General features: G+C 40.3%; 18 protein-coding genes. 5 read left to right on the top strand and 13 right to left on the bottom strand.

The genetic code is table 11. From position 1 onward, the window contains the following. Positions 1 to 4: 4 nt before the first annotated feature. The 5 genes from HN459_06925 (at position 5) to HN459_06905 (ending at position 4,354) form a co-directional block, all read left to right on the top strand. The gene (locus HN459_06925) at positions 5 to 343 is read left to right on the top strand and encodes a peptide chain release factor-like protein (GenBank protein ID MBT3479183.1); all 339 of its coding nucleotides are present in this window, start codon (positions 5 to 7) and stop codon (positions 341 to 343) included. A gap of 73 nt (positions 344 to 416) precedes the next feature. After that, positions 417 to 1,787, top strand: coding sequence for a phosphomannomutase/phosphoglucomutase (locus HN459_06920; protein ID MBT3479182.1), 1,371 nt, complete (start codon positions 417 to 419; stop codon positions 1,785 to 1,787). Beyond that, the gene (locus HN459_06915; protein MBT3479181.1) at positions 1,774 to 2,724 is read left to right on the top strand and encodes a polyprenyl synthetase family protein; all 951 of its coding nucleotides are present in this window, start codon (positions 1,774 to 1,776) and stop codon (positions 2,722 to 2,724) included. Before HN459_06920 ends, HN459_06915 begins: the two co-directional genes overlap by 14 nt. After that, entirely contained in the window at positions 2,724 to 3,770 is a 1,047-nt protein-coding gene (locus HN459_06910) for a bifunctional phosphoglucose/phosphomannose isomerase (protein MBT3479180.1), read from the top strand. The genes HN459_06915 and HN459_06910 overlap by 1 nt, the downstream gene beginning before the upstream one ends. Positions 3,771 to 3,811: 41 nt before the next feature. After that, on the top strand, positions 3,812 to 4,354 hold the full coding sequence (locus tag HN459_06905; GenBank protein ID MBT3479179.1) for a bifunctional nuclease family protein: 543 nt from the start codon (positions 3,812 to 3,814) through the stop codon (positions 4,352 to 4,354). On the opposite strand, the gene rnc is transcribed toward HN459_06905, so the two are convergent. From rnc to sucD, 13 genes are all read right to left on the bottom strand, one after another. Continuing rightward, on the bottom strand, positions 4,351 to 5,052 hold the full coding sequence (gene rnc / locus HN459_06900) for a ribonuclease III (GenBank protein ID MBT3479178.1): 702 nt from the start codon (positions 5,050 to 5,052) through the stop codon (positions 4,351 to 4,353). The two genes, HN459_06905 and rnc, sit on opposite strands and share 4 nt — an antisense overlap. A gap of 3 nt (positions 5,053 to 5,055) precedes the next feature. Next, positions 5,056 to 6,300, bottom strand: a complete 1,245-nt coding sequence (fabF, locus tag HN459_06895; protein ID MBT3479177.1) for a beta-ketoacyl-ACP synthase II — start codon at positions 6,298 to 6,300, stop codon at positions 5,056 to 5,058. A 15-nt stretch (positions 6,301 to 6,315) separates the two neighbouring features. Continuing rightward, positions 6,316 to 6,546, bottom strand: a complete 231-nt coding sequence (locus HN459_06890; GenBank protein MBT3479176.1) for an acyl carrier protein — start codon at positions 6,544 to 6,546, stop codon at positions 6,316 to 6,318. A gap of 14 nt (positions 6,547 to 6,560) precedes the next feature. Next, positions 6,561 to 7,307 carry a 3-oxoacyl-[acyl-carrier-protein] reductase gene (gene fabG / locus HN459_06885; protein ID MBT3479175.1) on the bottom strand — a complete coding sequence of 249 codons (747 nt, stop codon included), beginning with the start codon at positions 7,305 to 7,307 and terminating at the stop codon, positions 6,561 to 6,563. Next, positions 7,300 to 8,220 (bottom strand): ACP S-malonyltransferase, encoded by a 921-nt coding sequence (gene fabD, locus HN459_06880; GenBank protein MBT3479174.1) that lies wholly within the window; start codon positions 8,218 to 8,220, stop codon positions 7,300 to 7,302. Before fabD ends, fabG begins: the two co-directional genes overlap by 8 nt. Before the next feature lie 2 nt (positions 8,221 to 8,222). Beyond that, positions 8,223 to 9,206, bottom strand: coding sequence for a ketoacyl-ACP synthase III (locus HN459_06875; GenBank protein ID MBT3479173.1), 984 nt, complete (start codon positions 9,204 to 9,206; stop codon positions 8,223 to 8,225). Beyond that, positions 9,203 to 10,207 carry a phosphate acyltransferase PlsX gene (plsX, locus tag HN459_06870; protein MBT3479172.1) on the bottom strand — a complete coding sequence of 335 codons (1,005 nt, stop codon included), beginning with the start codon at positions 10,205 to 10,207 and terminating at the stop codon, positions 9,203 to 9,205. Before plsX ends, HN459_06875 begins: the two co-directional genes overlap by 4 nt. Positions 10,208 to 10,222: 15 nt before the next feature. Then, positions 10,223 to 10,402, bottom strand: a complete 180-nt coding sequence (rpmF, locus tag HN459_06865) for a 50S ribosomal protein L32 (protein MBT3479171.1) — start codon at positions 10,400 to 10,402, stop codon at positions 10,223 to 10,225. 18 nt (positions 10,403 to 10,420) lie between these two features. Beyond that, the gene (locus HN459_06860) at positions 10,421 to 10,918 is read right to left on the bottom strand and encodes a DUF177 domain-containing protein (GenBank protein ID MBT3479170.1); all 498 of its coding nucleotides are present in this window, start codon (positions 10,916 to 10,918) and stop codon (positions 10,421 to 10,423) included. Between the two features lie 83 nt (positions 10,919 to 11,001). After that, the gene (locus HN459_06855) at positions 11,002 to 12,234 is read right to left on the bottom strand and encodes a hypothetical protein (GenBank protein ID MBT3479169.1); all 1,233 of its coding nucleotides are present in this window, start codon (positions 12,232 to 12,234) and stop codon (positions 11,002 to 11,004) included. A 27-nt stretch (positions 12,235 to 12,261) separates the two neighbouring features. Continuing rightward, positions 12,262 to 13,173 carry an SPOR domain-containing protein gene (locus HN459_06850; protein ID MBT3479168.1) on the bottom strand — a complete coding sequence of 304 codons (912 nt, stop codon included), beginning with the start codon at positions 13,171 to 13,173 and terminating at the stop codon, positions 12,262 to 12,264. A 35-nt stretch (positions 13,174 to 13,208) separates the two neighbouring features. After that, the gene (gene ndk / locus HN459_06845; GenBank protein MBT3479167.1) at positions 13,209 to 13,634 is read right to left on the bottom strand and encodes a nucleoside-diphosphate kinase; all 426 of its coding nucleotides are present in this window, start codon (positions 13,632 to 13,634) and stop codon (positions 13,209 to 13,211) included. Positions 13,635 to 13,743: 109 nt separating this feature from the next. Beyond that, positions 13,744 to 14,499, bottom strand: a 756-nt coding sequence (gene sucD, locus HN459_06840) for a succinate--CoA ligase subunit alpha (GenBank protein MBT3479166.1), incomplete at its 5' end; no start/stop codon positions are given.

Genomic DNA, 14,499 nt, shown 5'->3' with positions numbered 1-14,499 from the left:
TTGTATGATTAAATCCAATGAAGACCTCTTAAAAGAATGTCGTGTGGATACTTTTCGCGCATCGGGTAAAGGGGGCCAGCATGTGAATAAAACAGAAAGTGCTGTTCGGTTAACCCATTTGCCAACTGGGACTGTGGTCACTTGCCAAGATGAACGAAGTCAGCATCGAAACAAGAATATTGCTTTAAATAGACTACGTGAAAAATTGGCTGAAATGAATCGAAAGCCGAAGAAAAGGGTAGCCACTAAGGCCACGCGATCATCCAAAGAAAAACGAATTCAAAATAAGAAGATACATTCTCAAATAAAAGTGTTGCGGCAGAAACCAAAAACAGACGAATAAATCAATTCATTGGTTTAAGACTTGATATATTTTCTTTAATTTTTAGGTATACATTTTCTCTTGAAAGGACTCGATGAATCTCAATAAATATATATTTCGTGAATATGACATTCGTGGCAAAGTTTCAGATGACTTTCCTCCTGATGTTGTGGAAAGCTTAGGTAAAGGTTTTGGCACTTTTATTCAGCGCGGCGGCGGACAAGAAATTGCCCTCAGCGGTGATGTTCGGTTAACTACTCCCAGTTTAATTGAACAGTTTAAAAAGGGTGTACTTTCTACTGGTGTGGATGTGATCAATATCGGCATTCTACCAACACCGGCGAACTATTATTCCATGTTCAAGTTAGATGTTGCCGGCGCTGTTCAAATTACAGGAAGTCATAATCCACCTGAATTTAACGGTTTCAAAATGTCCAGAAATAAAAAGGCCGTTTTTGGCAATTCTATTCAGGATATTCGAGAAATTATTGAAAAAGCAGATTACGAGACAGGTGAAGGTTCGGAAGCGGCTTTTGATATTCTCACCAAATATAAACGGATGATTGCTTCTAAGATTAATATTCAAAAAACCATCAAGGTTGCCATGGATTGTGGGAATGCCGCCGGTGCGATTTGCGGCCCCGATATTTTTAAAAATCTAAATGTAGAATTGACAGAATTATACTGTGATGTAGATGGGACTTTTCCAAACCATCATCCCGATCCAACCGTAGCTGAAAATCTGGCTGATTTAGTCAAACTGATGAAAACAGGCAATTACGATATTGGCATAGCTTTTGATGGTGACGCAGATCGCGTAGGCGTTGTAGATGAAACGGGTGATATAATATGGGCGGACCAATTAATGGCTCTTTTCCTTCCAGAAGTATTAGAAGAAGGAGATGAGATTCTTTTTGATGTGAAATGCTCACAAGCTTTGGAAGATATGATTATCAAGTATGGCGGGAAACCTGTCATGTGGAAAACGGGGCATTCTCTCATTAAACAAAGGATGGCTGAACTCAATTGCAAATTGGGTGGTGAAATGAGCGGACATATCTTTTTTGCCGATGATTTCTTTGGATTTGATGATGCCATATACGTGGCAGCACGCATTGTCCAAACATTGTCCCGAACCGATAAAAAACTATCCGAATTGAAAGCTGAACTTCCCACATATTATTCCACCCCTGAAATTCGTTTAGCAGCTGAATCAGATGAAGAGAAATTCCGAATCGCGGATGAAGCAGTGGCTTATTTTACTGAAAATTATGATTGCAGTACAGTGGATGGCGTTCGGATCAAATTTGGTGATGGATGGGGTTTAGTTCGGTCTTCGAACACACAACCAGTTATCGTCTGTCGTTTTGAAGCAAATACGCCTGAAAGGATGGAAGAGATTGAATCCATCGTTATGACCAAACTAAATGAGATTGGTACACTTACCCTCGATGCAGGACACTAAAGCCTTTCCCAATCATATCCAATTTTTAAAAGGTGAGATTGAAACTGCCCTTCAAAAAATACCACTGGACCATTCACCAGCATATCTTTATGATCCGCTCAAATACGTATTAAATGGTAAAGGCAAAAGACTTCGCCCCATATTAGTCCATTTAGCAGGCCAAGCTTTTAAGGCCGATCCAGAAGATTTGATGAAGGCCGCCGTGGCGTTAGAACTGCTTCATAATTTTACACTAGTTCACGATGATATTATGGATGGCGATGATATTCGACATGGCCAACTTACAGTCCATAAAAAGTGGGATGATTCAACTGCTATCCTTGCGGGAGATGGCATCTTTGTTTTGGCTCAACTCATGCTTAGCGGATTGCCGCCTTTCGTTCATCAAAGATTTAACGAAGTAACCATGAAAGTGTGCGAAGGCCAAGGGATGGATAAAGAATTTGAGCATGATTCTTCTATTTCAATGGGACATTATTTAATAATGATAGGCAAAAAAACAGGCTCACTTTTAGGATTATGTGCCGAATTGGGAGCTGTGATGGGTAATGCATCCAAAGAAACAGCCCATCATTTATTTGAATTTGGACTCAATCTTGGGCTCGCTTTTCAAATTCAAGACGATTTTTTAGAAATCTATGGTGATGCCTCATCCATGGGAAAAAGTCTCGGTAGTGATATCCATGCGGGGAAACAAACAGCCTTGACCATTTTAGCTCGTGAAAAAAATCCTGAAGAATGGCGCAATTTTGTAAAAGAAAAGAATGCGATCTCAGACTACAAATATTATTTCGATTCCAATAGAATAAAAGATGATGCAGAAAAAGTAATTCAACATTATATAGAGAAAGCTCAAGAAGGACTTGCCATGGTTCTTGAAGAGAATCGAGATCACTTAAACCAATTTACGGCTATGATATTAAACAGGAAATTTTAATGACCACATATCAATCAATTGACCCTCAAAATATGTACGAATCAATTTATAATTTTTCTGATCATATCTTAATTGCAGCCAAAATAGGTGAATCCATTTCACTCAAAAACCAATATTCTGAAATCCATAATGTAGTCGTTGCAGGGATGGGTGGTTCCGCCATTGGTGGCGATGTTGTCCGATTATTAGCCAAAAATGAGTTGAATGTTCCCATGTTGGTTTCCAGAAATTATTCCTTACCCAATTGGGTCGATAACCATACCCTTGTTATATGTTCTTCTTATTCAGGTAATACGGAAGAATCATTATCTGCTTTTGATCATGCGAGGGATAAGGGCGCTCAAATTGTGGGCATTTCTACTGGCGGTACTTTAACTGAACGAATGAATGAACTCGACCTGGATGTGGTAGCGATTCCCGCAGGGTTGCAGCCCCGCGCTGCTCTTGCGATTTCCCTTGTACCCATGTTGTATTTACTAAAAGAGATAGGATTAATTGGTATCAAAACAATTAATGAATTAAATAATGCGGTCGCTTTGATTACAGCCAATCGAGATAATTATGGTTCTGAATCTATGGAAAATCCCACCTATAGTTTGGCCCAACGAATCTTTACCACGATTCCAATCATTTATGCAGAGACAGATGCAACAGCAACCATTGCTGTAAGGTGGAAAGGGCAGCTTAGTGAAAATTCCAAAATGCTAGCCTATCACAATGAATTACCTGAAATGAATCATAATGAAATCGTGGGTTGGGAAAATAATCCAGATTTAATTAACGGAATTTCTGTTATTTGGTTGAGCGATCTGAGTGACCATCCTAGGACGGCCATTCGTCAGAAATCCACTCGAGAGATTATAGGGAATCTTGCGGGGAGTCATGAAATTGTTACCGTTGAAGGAAACTCAATCGTTGAACGAATTTTGCTTATGATCCATTTTGGGGATTGGGTGAGTTATTGGTGTGCTATTTTACATGGAACCGATCCGACACCAGTAAAAAAGATTGATCGTTTAAAAGGAATTTTAGCGGAAAAAAGTTGAACCCTAACGGTCGGGAAGTTAATTTCAATTAAGGATACATAATGATTCCCGTCAAAGTTCAAAAAATATCGTATTACCATCCCAACCGCAGTTATGCGGTTATTTTAAAAGAACTGTCCGGTGAAAGGCGATTGCCGGTTCTCGTTGGCTCTTATGAAGCACAGGCGATTGCAATGGCAATGGAATATATGGAAACGCCTCGACCGCTTACCCATGACCTTATTGTTAATTTAGTTAAGGGCATTGATGGCAAATTATCTTCAGTTAAAATCACAAAATTAGAAGATGGTGTATTCTTTTCTATTTTAGATATTCAGGGAAAGGAATTGGGTAGTCGAGAAATAGATTCACGTCCGAGTGATGCTTTAGCAGTGGCTCTCAGAATGCATGCCCCAATCCTAGTAGCAGAAGAAGTGATGGAAGAAGCAATCGTTTGGGAGGATGATATGGAAAGTGTTGAAGATGATATCCAACAAGAGCCCAAAATTGATTTGTTAGAACTTCAGTTGAAAAAAGCCATTGATAAAGAAGAATATGAGATGGCTGCCCGAATCAGGGATAAAATTAACAAAATAGAGAATTAAGGGTGAAGCGCCTCCATGGCGTATTCTGCCGCATGTTGTTCTGCAGCCTTCTTATTTGTACCGATTCCGCTGGGATAAACATCTGACCCAATTTTTACATGCACTTCAAATAATTTCTGATGATCAGGCCCAGACACATCGGATACTAAAAATTTGGGGTTCGCCAACTGTTTAATGTGGCATAACTCAATGAGTTGTCCCTTATGATTTACTGACTTCCAAGCTTCATGGCGATGGGTCCATATTGTATTTAAAATCAGTTTTTTGGCGCGCTCTATTCCACCATCCAAAAAGATAGCACCGATCAAAGCTTCAAATAAATTTGCCGATTGTTTTACGGCGATTTTTTCCTGAGTGAGATCAACTGTGGTTTCAATATCAATAAAATCTAATAAATTCAATAATTGTCCCATCGTAGCTAAAAAAGATTTTTGAACGAGAGCAGACCGTTTTTGGGTCAGGATTCCTTCATCACCTTCGGGGAATTCCCGCATGAGTTCTCGGCTCACCACAATATCAATTACAGCGTCGCCTAAAAATTCAAGGCGTTCATAGTTATTTTGTGGTTCGCTGGAAATAGAACGATGTTTAAAGGCTTGGGTAAGATAAGCCCGGTTGCGAAACCGGTAACGGCAGGATTTTTCTAATTTAGAAAGAGGATGAGATTTAAATAATTTGAAAAAATCAAATAGAGGCACGCGCTATTCGTTCCACCTTTTGATGACAATTACGCCATTATGACCGCCGAATCCAAATGAGTTGGACAAGGTAACATTCACTTCTGCTTCCTGGGCGGTATTTGGAACGTAATCCAATGTGCATTCAGGGTCCGGTGTTGAATAATTTATAGTAGGTGGAAGAATGCTATGTTGAATCGCTTGGACGCAAGCCACAGCTTCAAGGGCACCGCTGGCACCCAAAGAATGGCCCGTCATTGATTTGGTTGAACTTACCTTTAAATTCTTGGCATGATCTCCAAATAAAGATATAATCGCGGCCGACTCATTCTTATCATTAAAAGGTGTGGATGTTCCGTGGGCATTGATATAATCAACATCTTCTAGATTAAGATTGGCATCTTTTAGTGCATTTCTCATGGCACGAATAGCACCTAAGCCACCTTCAGCCGGTTGGGTAATATGGAAGGCGTCGTCAGTTGGTCCATAGCCTGCTAGTTCAGCTAGGATGGTTGCGCCACGTGCTTTCGCATGTTCCGCTTCTTCCAGGATGATACTGGCAGATCCTTCACCCAGTACGAATCCATCACGATCATTATCAAAAGGACGGCTGGCGGCGGTCGGATCATCATTGCGAGTGGATAATGCTTTAATATTGGCAAAACCCGAAATTGTTAATCCGGTAATACTGGCTTCACTACCACCGGTAACAACAACATCTGCATCACCATATTGGATGGTTCGCGCAGCAGTACCAATACTATCAGTGCCTGAGGCGCAGGCTGATATTACAACATGGTTCGGTCCTTGGAATCCATGCTTAATGGCAATCTGGCCCGCAACGATGTTAGCGATCATTTTTGGCACGAAATAGGGGGAGACTCGTCGTTGACCTCTCGTAGTATAAATACCATGTTGGTCTTCTAATGTTTGAATACCCCCAACGCCCGTTCCTAAAATTACACCAACCCGTTCTAAATTAACGTCGTCTTGATCCAACCCTGCCTGGGAAATAGCTTCTTGTGCTGTCACTAAAGCATAGACCGTAAATGGATCCATCTTTCGAACTTCCTTCCGATCAAAATGGTCTTCAGGATTAAAATTAGAAAGTTCACCGGCAATCTTGACGCTCAGGTTTTCCGGATCAAAATATGTTATTGGTCCTATACCGCTTTTTCCTGCAATTAACGCATTCCAATATTCAGGAAGTGAATTTCCGTTGGGGGCAAGGACGCCTAAGCCCGTGATAACTACGCGACGTTTATTCATAGGATTATGGTATTCTTATTGATTTGCTTCTATGTAATCAACAGCAGATTGAACTGTAGTCATTGTTTCTGCATCTTCATCGGGGATTTCAATGCCGAATTCCTCTTCGAATTGCATAATCAATTCAACAGTATCCAATGAATCTGCACCCAGATCATCTACGAAAGATGCAGCAAGTACAATTTTATCTTCTTCAACACCGAGTTTATCGATGACGACTTCTTTTACTTTATCGAATGTGGACATTGTAGTCTCCTTAGTTAATTCATGACCATGCCGCCGTCAACCGTGAAGGTTTGCCCAGTGATATATCCTGCTTCATCCGAAGCCAGGAAAAGGGCTGTTGCGGCAATATCATCAGGACTTCCAATTCGTCCCAATGGTATTTGTGTATTTAATAAATCTTTTGCCTGTTCTGTCATTTGATCAGTCATATCTGTTGCAATATATCCCGGTGCGATACAGTTCACTGTAATACCACGGGATGCTAATTCTCTGGCTGTAGCTTTGGACAATCCAATTAAACCAGCTTTTGATGCGGCATAATTTGCTTGTCCTGGGTTTCCTGTAAGGCCAACCACAGAAGAAATATTTATAATGCGACCTGACCTTTGTTTCATCATGGTGCGCGCAACTGCTTTTATACCGTTAAAGGCACCTTTTAAGTTTATATTGATAACTGTATTCCAGTCATCTTCAGACATACGCATTATGAGCGTGTCTCTAGTGACACCGGCATTATTCACTAAAATATCCACCGATCCATGTGTATCAGTGGTAGCTTTAATTAAATTTTGAAAAGCATTAAAATCGGATACATCACAAGTAGAAACTGAAGCGGATCCACCATCAGCATTTATTGCGTCGGCCACAGTTTTGAGTGCATCTTGCGTGCGACTGACACAGACCACATGGGCACCGGCCTTGGCATAGGTAATTGCCATTGATTTTCCAATACCACGAGATGCACCAGTTACGACAGCAATCTTTTTTGATAGATTAAACATGACTGAAATTTACGATTTGTTCATAAGATTCCACACCATTCATATTTAATGAACGGTCAATTCTTCTGGAGAGTCCCTGGAGTACGCGTCCCGGCCCAACCTCAACTGCGGATGTAATGCCATCCTGAACCATTCGAGATATAGATTCATGCCACTGTACAGGGTTCTCAAGTTGATCGATAAGCGATTGCCGTATTTCGGTTGCACAAGAGACTGGGGTGGCCGAAACATTTGTATAAACAGGAATTTCACTATCTTGAATTTCGATGGATGATAATTTTTCAGAAAGTAAATCTTTTGCGGATGTCATTAATGGTGAGTGAAAAGCGCCGCTTACATTAAGTTCTACGACTTTCATTGCGCCAGCCTCTTTCATTAGTGGCATTACAGCATGAACAGCATCAATCTCCCCGGAAATGACAACTTGCCCTTTCGCATTAAAATTAGCAGCCACGACAATACCATTAGAATATTGCTGGCAAATATTATGAACCTTTTTATCATCTAAGCCAATGACAGCAGCCATTGTCCCTGGATTTTGGTTTCCCGCATTTTGCATTCCTTCAGCGCGAACTTTGACTAATTGTAATCCCGTAGAAAAATCAAATGAATTGGCTAGGGCTAAAGCGGAATATTCACCTAAACTATGTCCTGCGGCACAGGAGGGGGTTGCGCCTTTTTCTTTCAATAATTTACCGATTATCACACTGACGATATAAATCGCAGGTTGGGTGTATTGTGTTTGTTTGAGAGTTTTTTCCGGTCCATTAAAAATAATATCCTGGATATCCATACCCATGATTTCATTTGCCGTATCAAAATATCGCTTACCTAATTCGGTGTTTTGGTATAAATCTTGACCCATGCCCACTTTTTGGGAAGCTTGTCCCGGGCATAAAAATGCGAATCCCATTATTAATTCCCCCAACGGATTAACATGGAACCCCAAGTGAACCCACCACCAAATGCGGCCAGTAATAAAAGATCGCCATTCTCAAGACGACCCAATTCGCAAGCTTCATCCAATGCAATGGGAATTGTCCCGGCAGTTGTATTACCATACCTGTTTATATTGACAAATACTTGTTCTTCTTTTAACCCACATCTTTTAGCCGCGGCATCAATGATTCGACGATTTGCCTGGTGGGGAATAAACAGTTTAATATCGTCCCCAGATAGGCTATTGTCATCGAGGATTTGTTTACTAACGCTAGCCATATTCTTTACAGCAAATTTGAATACTATTTTTCCATCTTGGTAAACGTAATGCATTTTTTTATCCACTGTATCTTTGGAAGCAGGATGAAGACTTCCACCACCAGGAACAGTTAAAAATTTACTTCCACTTCCATCGGTATGCAAAATTGAGTCCAAGATACCGTCATTTTTTTCTGTTGGTTCAAGGAGTACTCCGCCACCGCCATCACCAAAGATAACACAAGTATTACGATCGGTATAATCAATAATGGAACTCATGGTGTCTGCACCGATAACGATAACATTTTTATATTGACCGGATTCAACCATTTTTGCACCGGTTTCCAAAGCATAAAGAAAGCCTGTGCAAGCGGCAACTATATCGTATCCCCATGCATTTTTTGCACCAATTTTATCCTGAACTAACGCTGCCGTAGAGACAATAAGGTAATCCGGGGTACTAGTGGCTACGAGAATTAGGTCAATCTCCTCCGGTGCTTTTCCTGATTTTTTCAATAATGAGTTAGCAATTTGGGTGCACATATGTGACGTTGCTTCACCTTCACCAACTAAGTGTCTTTTCTCAATTCCTGTACGTGAACGGATCCACTCATCAGAGGTATCTACCATTTTCTCAAGATCGAAGTTGGAAAGAACACGTTCTGGCAAATATCGTGATGTAGTTGTGATTTTTGCTTTCAACTAATAACTCCTAAATGTTCATCAATTCCTTTGGAGATATCCGATATCAAATTATTCTTAATAGATTTTTGGGCGACAAAAATAGAATTCATTATTGCTTTGGGTGTAGAACTACCATGACTCACAATAGAAATCCCATTGACTCCAAGAAGGGGAGAACCACCATGTTCCTCATAATCATACTGATTACGTATTTCTTCTAAAGCAGGCTTTATTAATGCAGCGCCTATTTTATAACTAAATTTAATTTTGATTTTTTCTTTAATCATGTCCGAAAAAGTGGTCATCCATCCTTCTGCGAATTTGATTAGGGTATTTCCAACAAATCCATCACAAACTAATACATTTGCTTCACAATCAAAAACGTGTCTGCCTTCTACATTGCCGATAAAATTGGGCAATTCATTTTTTAATAATTTATATGCTTCCAAATATAATTCTGATCCCTTTGAGGGCTCTTCACCTATATTTATCAACCCAACCTTTGTATCTTTTATACCTTCGACATGGTCAAGATAAACGGATGCCATAATTCCAAATTGAAGTAATTGTTCCGCTTTTGCGTCGGGATTTGCCCCAACATCACAAATAATCTTTCCACCTTTTTGGGTTTTTAAATAAGCACCAAGGCAGGGTCTTTTTACATGGGGAATTCGTCCCAATAGAAAAAGGGAGGTTGCCATGACAGCACCAGTGTGCCCAGCACTGATAAATGCATCGGCTTTATTCTCTTTGACTAATTTTATTCCTTGGACTAAAGATGAATCCGGTTTGGATTTAATGACTTTAGAACCATTGTCATGCATGGTAACAATTTCAGTGGTGGGAAAGATGGAAATATTATCGGGAATAGAATTTCCCAATTCAGCTTTGATCTGTTCCTCGTCACCGACAAGAACGATATGAATCTCATTATTTGTCTGACGGAGGGCACTCAAGGCACCCTGGACTGTAGCCTGAGGGGCCAAGTCTCCCCCCATGGCATCCAATGCGATTTTCATTGTAATTGGGTGCAATTACTCCGAAGTAGAAAGGACTGGACGTCCACGGTAGTAACCGCAATTTGGGCATGCCCGGTGAGGCATTTTAGGCTGGCTGCATTGGGCGCAGTTGCCTGTATTTACAGCCGCCGCTTTATAATGTGTGCGGCGTTTTCTGCTGCGTGCTTTTGATTGTCTTCCTTTAGGTAATGCCATGATTACTCCAAAATTATTTTAATTTTTCAAATTTTTTAATGCGTCCCAACGTGAATTATCTTCTGTTGAATTACAACTACATGTTGACTCATTCAGATTAATTCCACAGTTGAGGCATAATCCCATACATGACTCATTACAAATCCTTTGAAAGGGTTCTGCCAATAAAACGAGGTCATGGATAATGGGGTTTAGATCAATAAACTCATCGGTATCTGCAAAGTGAATGACATCAACATTATCATTGTTAATCAATTCATCATTACCTGTTAGAATTACATCTAATAATGATTCGAGTTCTTCTTCAAACTTTGTAAGACAACGGTCACACTTTTCTAGGACTTTCCCCTTCAAAGGTCCGTGTATACGATACCCACCAGCGGCATGTTCCACCGAAAGTGTGCATGTCAATTTTCCACCTGCTATCTGAAGATCATTCAGATCCATAGAGTCTGCTGAGATTTCAAAAAGCTGGTTGGAAATATGTTTTTCTAAATCCGACCTAAATAGCTTCATTTTAGCCTAGAAATTTACTTCTTATTTTTACCGCTTATCAAGGCTATTTCAGGATTGCATTTTATTGATAAATATGAACAGGATTAATCTTCTGTCGATGGCTCATCATCTGAAGTTGAATCGGATTCCTTACCATCAAGATCAAAGGCTTCATCTTCATCTTCATCTTCCTCGTCTTCTAATTCTTCTTCATCTTTCCGTTCAAGAATATTATCATCATCCGATTTTTTTCGGAAAATTGTGAACATAATTGTTTCACCGACAGAAAGGATTGATAGGAAATATGAGAAAAAGGACATGGTAATCAGGAATATAAATATACCCACTATAACGGCGGCAATACATTCAGTGCCTGATAAACTGCCTGGGGCTGCGGGAATAAAGCATGTATAGAAATCGTCTAATGCATTACTGCCAATTAAACATGTGCCACAGCAAGATCCAGAAGTTGAACAGGCGGCGACAATTGAATTAAATAAATCCTGAGGCCAGATCGCATTGGCAGCAGATCCTACAATATTGGTCAACTTTTGCCCCATAAGCATCTCATGTCCAAAAACTAAATTAACTAATTTAAAACCATAAAGCATGACTAATTTAAAAACGCCAACAGAGATAGCCGCTAATGGGAGCAAAACACCGTGGTAAGCGATTACGCGCCATGGTTGGCTCCAGGTAACAGAGTAGCTGTTGAATACTGCACCCATAGTATCTTCTTCAATTGTTCCTACAATTGCTGGTGTGTAGATGAATGATACCAAAAATACCACCGAAGTATAAACGGTGAAAACAGCTCCGAAAAAATAAAGGAGGTACGGGAGTGCAAATAGAAATTCACCAACAAATGGAATCTTTCCAAACAACGCAAATAAGGCAGCCATACCAATAAAGAAAACAAGGATCAGCGCCATTGAAATAGATGTAAATACGACAGGATGCCAGTGTTTTTTCACAAATCTCCAGGCGTCGCCTGAGGAATAAAATTCATCTCCTTTTAACTGTTTGTAGGTTACCCTTGCAACAGCGGTGCAGGCCAAATGAATAGCGATTAGCCAATCAATTACACCACCCCAAAATAGTACCCATGCATACCAAGGCGCATCGTTCCCATAGAGGCAAGGATATAATCCTTGGGAAGCCCATGTTTCACCAAAGGGTTGTCCAGAGAGGGCAAGGGCAATATAATTAAGAATGAAATAAGCAACATACCCAATTACGTTGGCGACAAGAAAGATCCAAATCTTTTTACCGCTAAGAGCAAGACGCGGTGCGCGAAATATATCTCGCACGTCAAAATGTAGGTTCATAGGTTCCATAATTATTCCTAGTTTTAGTTTTGGAGTTTAATATTCATATCGAACATTGTCTACCCAGGCTTGTTCCGAACGGGTACTCGATAAGGATTTTGCTACAGCAACGGCTGTTTCGCGTTTATCATAACTGCCAACACGGATGCGATACCAAATTTCATTGGTTTCCTTGAAAACAGCTTTTTGGATGTAAGCATCGAATCCGGCATCGATTAAAGTGGCAGCAACTTTTTTTGCATCTTCCAGTACTTTTTTAGATCCAACTTGTATTGTAAATCTTTCTTTATCAAAAGGAATGGAGGCACCCCTGCCTTTTTTAATTTTTTTCCTTTTTGGAGTCGGAGGTGGGGGAGGTGGCACAGCTTTTTTCACTGGGGCTGACTTTATTACAGCAGCAACTTTTTCTTCTTCAATAGCGTCAACAACTTCTGTCTTTACTTCAGGAATGGTTTGTTCGGCTTCTTCAATTACTTCTGCAATTGTTTCCGACTCATACCATTTAGGTTCATCGTTTTCGGCCATTAATTCAGAAACTGCATCTTCAGTTTCTTCTTCGTTAATAACATCATTAGCTACTTCAATATTTTCAGGATCGATAATATCGTAAGTAAATGATTGGGTACTAATTTCATCATTAAAATGAAAAACAGAAACTTCAACGCTGTAAAGGCCAGGTACGTCAGGAATATAAAATACAGATGCACTTGTTTCACCTTTTTCTATAGCTGCGTTATTTACGTTACTATTATTGGGTACACTGGACAGCTCCCAGATAAAATCAAGATTCTGGCTTTCTTCAGGTATTTCAGCCGATAATGTTATTGTCTCTCCAACGATTCCGGTGGGGTGTTCCTTTGTACAACCGGAAAAACTCAGCAGTATCAAAAGAAGTGTTAAATATATTTTTCTGTTCATCATTTCAATCGAGGCGCGAAAGCCTATCATGGAATTTGGTGGAAGGAGAGGGAAACATGCAACCGTTACTGATTGCTAATTAATTCACTATTTGTAAAAAAGAAACCGATCTCAATGATGGCATTTTCATCACTGTCCGCACCGTGAACAGCATTTTCACCCAATGAGGTTGCGAAATCTTTCCGAATTGTACCTTCAGCTGCTTCGGCGGGATTGGTCGCTCCGATTGTTTCACGCCATGCGGCAACTGCGTTTTCTTTTTCTAAAGCAAGAACCATGGTTTTCCCGGAGGACATAAATGTTGTCAATTCTTCAAAGAAAGGCCGCTCACGATGCACGGAATAAAATCCTTCAGCCTGAGCTTTTGTCATGCGAATAAGTTTGGCGCCGAGGATCTTAAATCCTGCGTCAATGACGCGATCGAGAATTTTGCCCATATGACCATTCCGGATTGCATCCGGTTTAATCATTGCATATGTTTTGTTACTCATTTTATATATTTCCTATAATATTTTGTATTGTTTGCTACTAAGACAAAAAGTCACGAAGATTTTTTTATTTAATAAATGGTTTCTTAGCGCCTTAGTGTTTTCGTGGCTTTTAATTATTGTTTAATGCTGTTTTCATTTTATCACCGATTTCTGCCACCGATTCGCAGACAGCAATCCCACATTCAGTCATAATTCTCATTTTCGCTTCAGCCGTATCATCGCCACCGGAGACAATTGCACCTGCATGACCCATCCGTCGTCCGGGAGGTGCCGTTTGACCGGCTATAAAACCTACTACTGGTTTGGTCATATTTTCTTTGATCCAGCGTGCGGCTTCATTTTCCATTTGTCCACCAATTTCACCAATCAAGACAACACCATTTGTTTCAGGATCTGCTTCAAATAATTTTAGAGCATCAATCATGGAGGTACCGATGATAGGATCGCCGCCAATACCCAACGCTGTGGATTGACCCAATCCAACATTTACCAATTGGCCAATGGCTTCGTAAGTCAATGTTCCTGATTTTGAGAGGACACCAATATTACCTTTTTTACAAATGAATCCGGGCATAATCCCTAGTTTGCATTCATCCACAGTAATAATTCCGGGACAGTTAGGCCCAATCAATCGCGTGCCATTCTGATCTATGATTCGTTTGGCCTTCACCATATCATGTACAGGAACCCCCTCTGTAATACAAACCACCAATTCAACACCCGCATCGGATGCTTCAATTATCGCTTCAGCGGCGAAAGGTGGCGGAACGAAAATAATGGATACATTCGCATTTGTTTCAGTTCGCGCTTCTTCCACGGAATTGAAGACGGGTACTTTCCCGTCTAAGGCCATTTGACCGCCTTT

This window comes from Candidatus Neomarinimicrobiota bacterium, from assembly GCA_018647265.1.
Lineage (GTDB): Bacteria > Fidelibacterota > Marinisomatia > Marinisomatales > TCS55 > TCS55.
This window is presented reverse-complemented; position numbering and strand designations above follow the sequence as displayed.

Bases quoted from the DNA above. Each gene is read 5' to 3' on its own strand.
- HN459_06890 (MBT3479176.1), bottom strand. From the start codon at position 6,546: ATGTCCACATTCGATAAAGTAAAAGAAGTCGTCATCGATAAACTCGGT.
- ndk (MBT3479167.1), bottom strand. From the start codon at position 13,634: ATGAGTAACAAAACATATGCAATGATTAAACCGGATGCAATCCGGAAT.
- rpmF (MBT3479171.1), bottom strand. From the start codon at position 10,402: ATGGCATTACCTAAAGGAAGACAATCAAAAGCACGCAGCAGAAAACGC.
- HN459_06915 (MBT3479181.1), top strand. From the start codon at position 1,774: ATGCAGGACACTAAAGCCTTTCCCAATCATATCCAATTTTTAAAAGGT.
- HN459_06850 (MBT3479168.1), bottom strand. From the start codon at position 13,173: ATGATAGGCTTTCGCGCCTCGATTGAAATGATGAACAGAAAAATATAT.
- fabF (MBT3479177.1), bottom strand. From the start codon at position 6,300: ATGAATAAACGTCGCGTAGTTATCACGGGCTTAGGCGTCCTTGCCCCC.
- HN459_06920 (MBT3479182.1), top strand. From the start codon at position 417: ATGAATCTCAATAAATATATATTTCGTGAATATGACATTCGTGGCAAA.
- HN459_06860 (MBT3479170.1), bottom strand. From the start codon at position 10,918: ATGAAGCTATTTAGGTCGGATTTAGAAAAACATATTTCCAACCAGCTT.
- HN459_06855 (MBT3479169.1), bottom strand. From the start codon at position 12,234: ATGGAACCTATGAACCTACATTTTGACGTGCGAGATATATTTCGCGCA.
- HN459_06905 (MBT3479179.1), top strand. From the start codon at position 3,812: ATGATTCCCGTCAAAGTTCAAAAAATATCGTATTACCATCCCAACCGC.
- fabD (MBT3479174.1), bottom strand. From the start codon at position 8,220: ATGGGATTCGCATTTTTATGCCCGGGACAAGCTTCCCAAAAAGTGGGC.
- plsX (MBT3479172.1), bottom strand. From the start codon at position 10,207: ATGAAAATCGCATTGGATGCCATGGGGGGAGACTTGGCCCCTCAGGCT.
- fabG (MBT3479175.1), bottom strand. From the start codon at position 7,307: ATGTTTAATCTATCAAAAAAGATTGCTGTCGTAACTGGTGCATCTCGT.
- HN459_06925 (MBT3479183.1), top strand. From the start codon at position 5: ATGATTAAATCCAATGAAGACCTCTTAAAAGAATGTCGTGTGGATACT.
- HN459_06910 (MBT3479180.1), top strand. From the start codon at position 2,724: ATGACCACATATCAATCAATTGACCCTCAAAATATGTACGAATCAATT.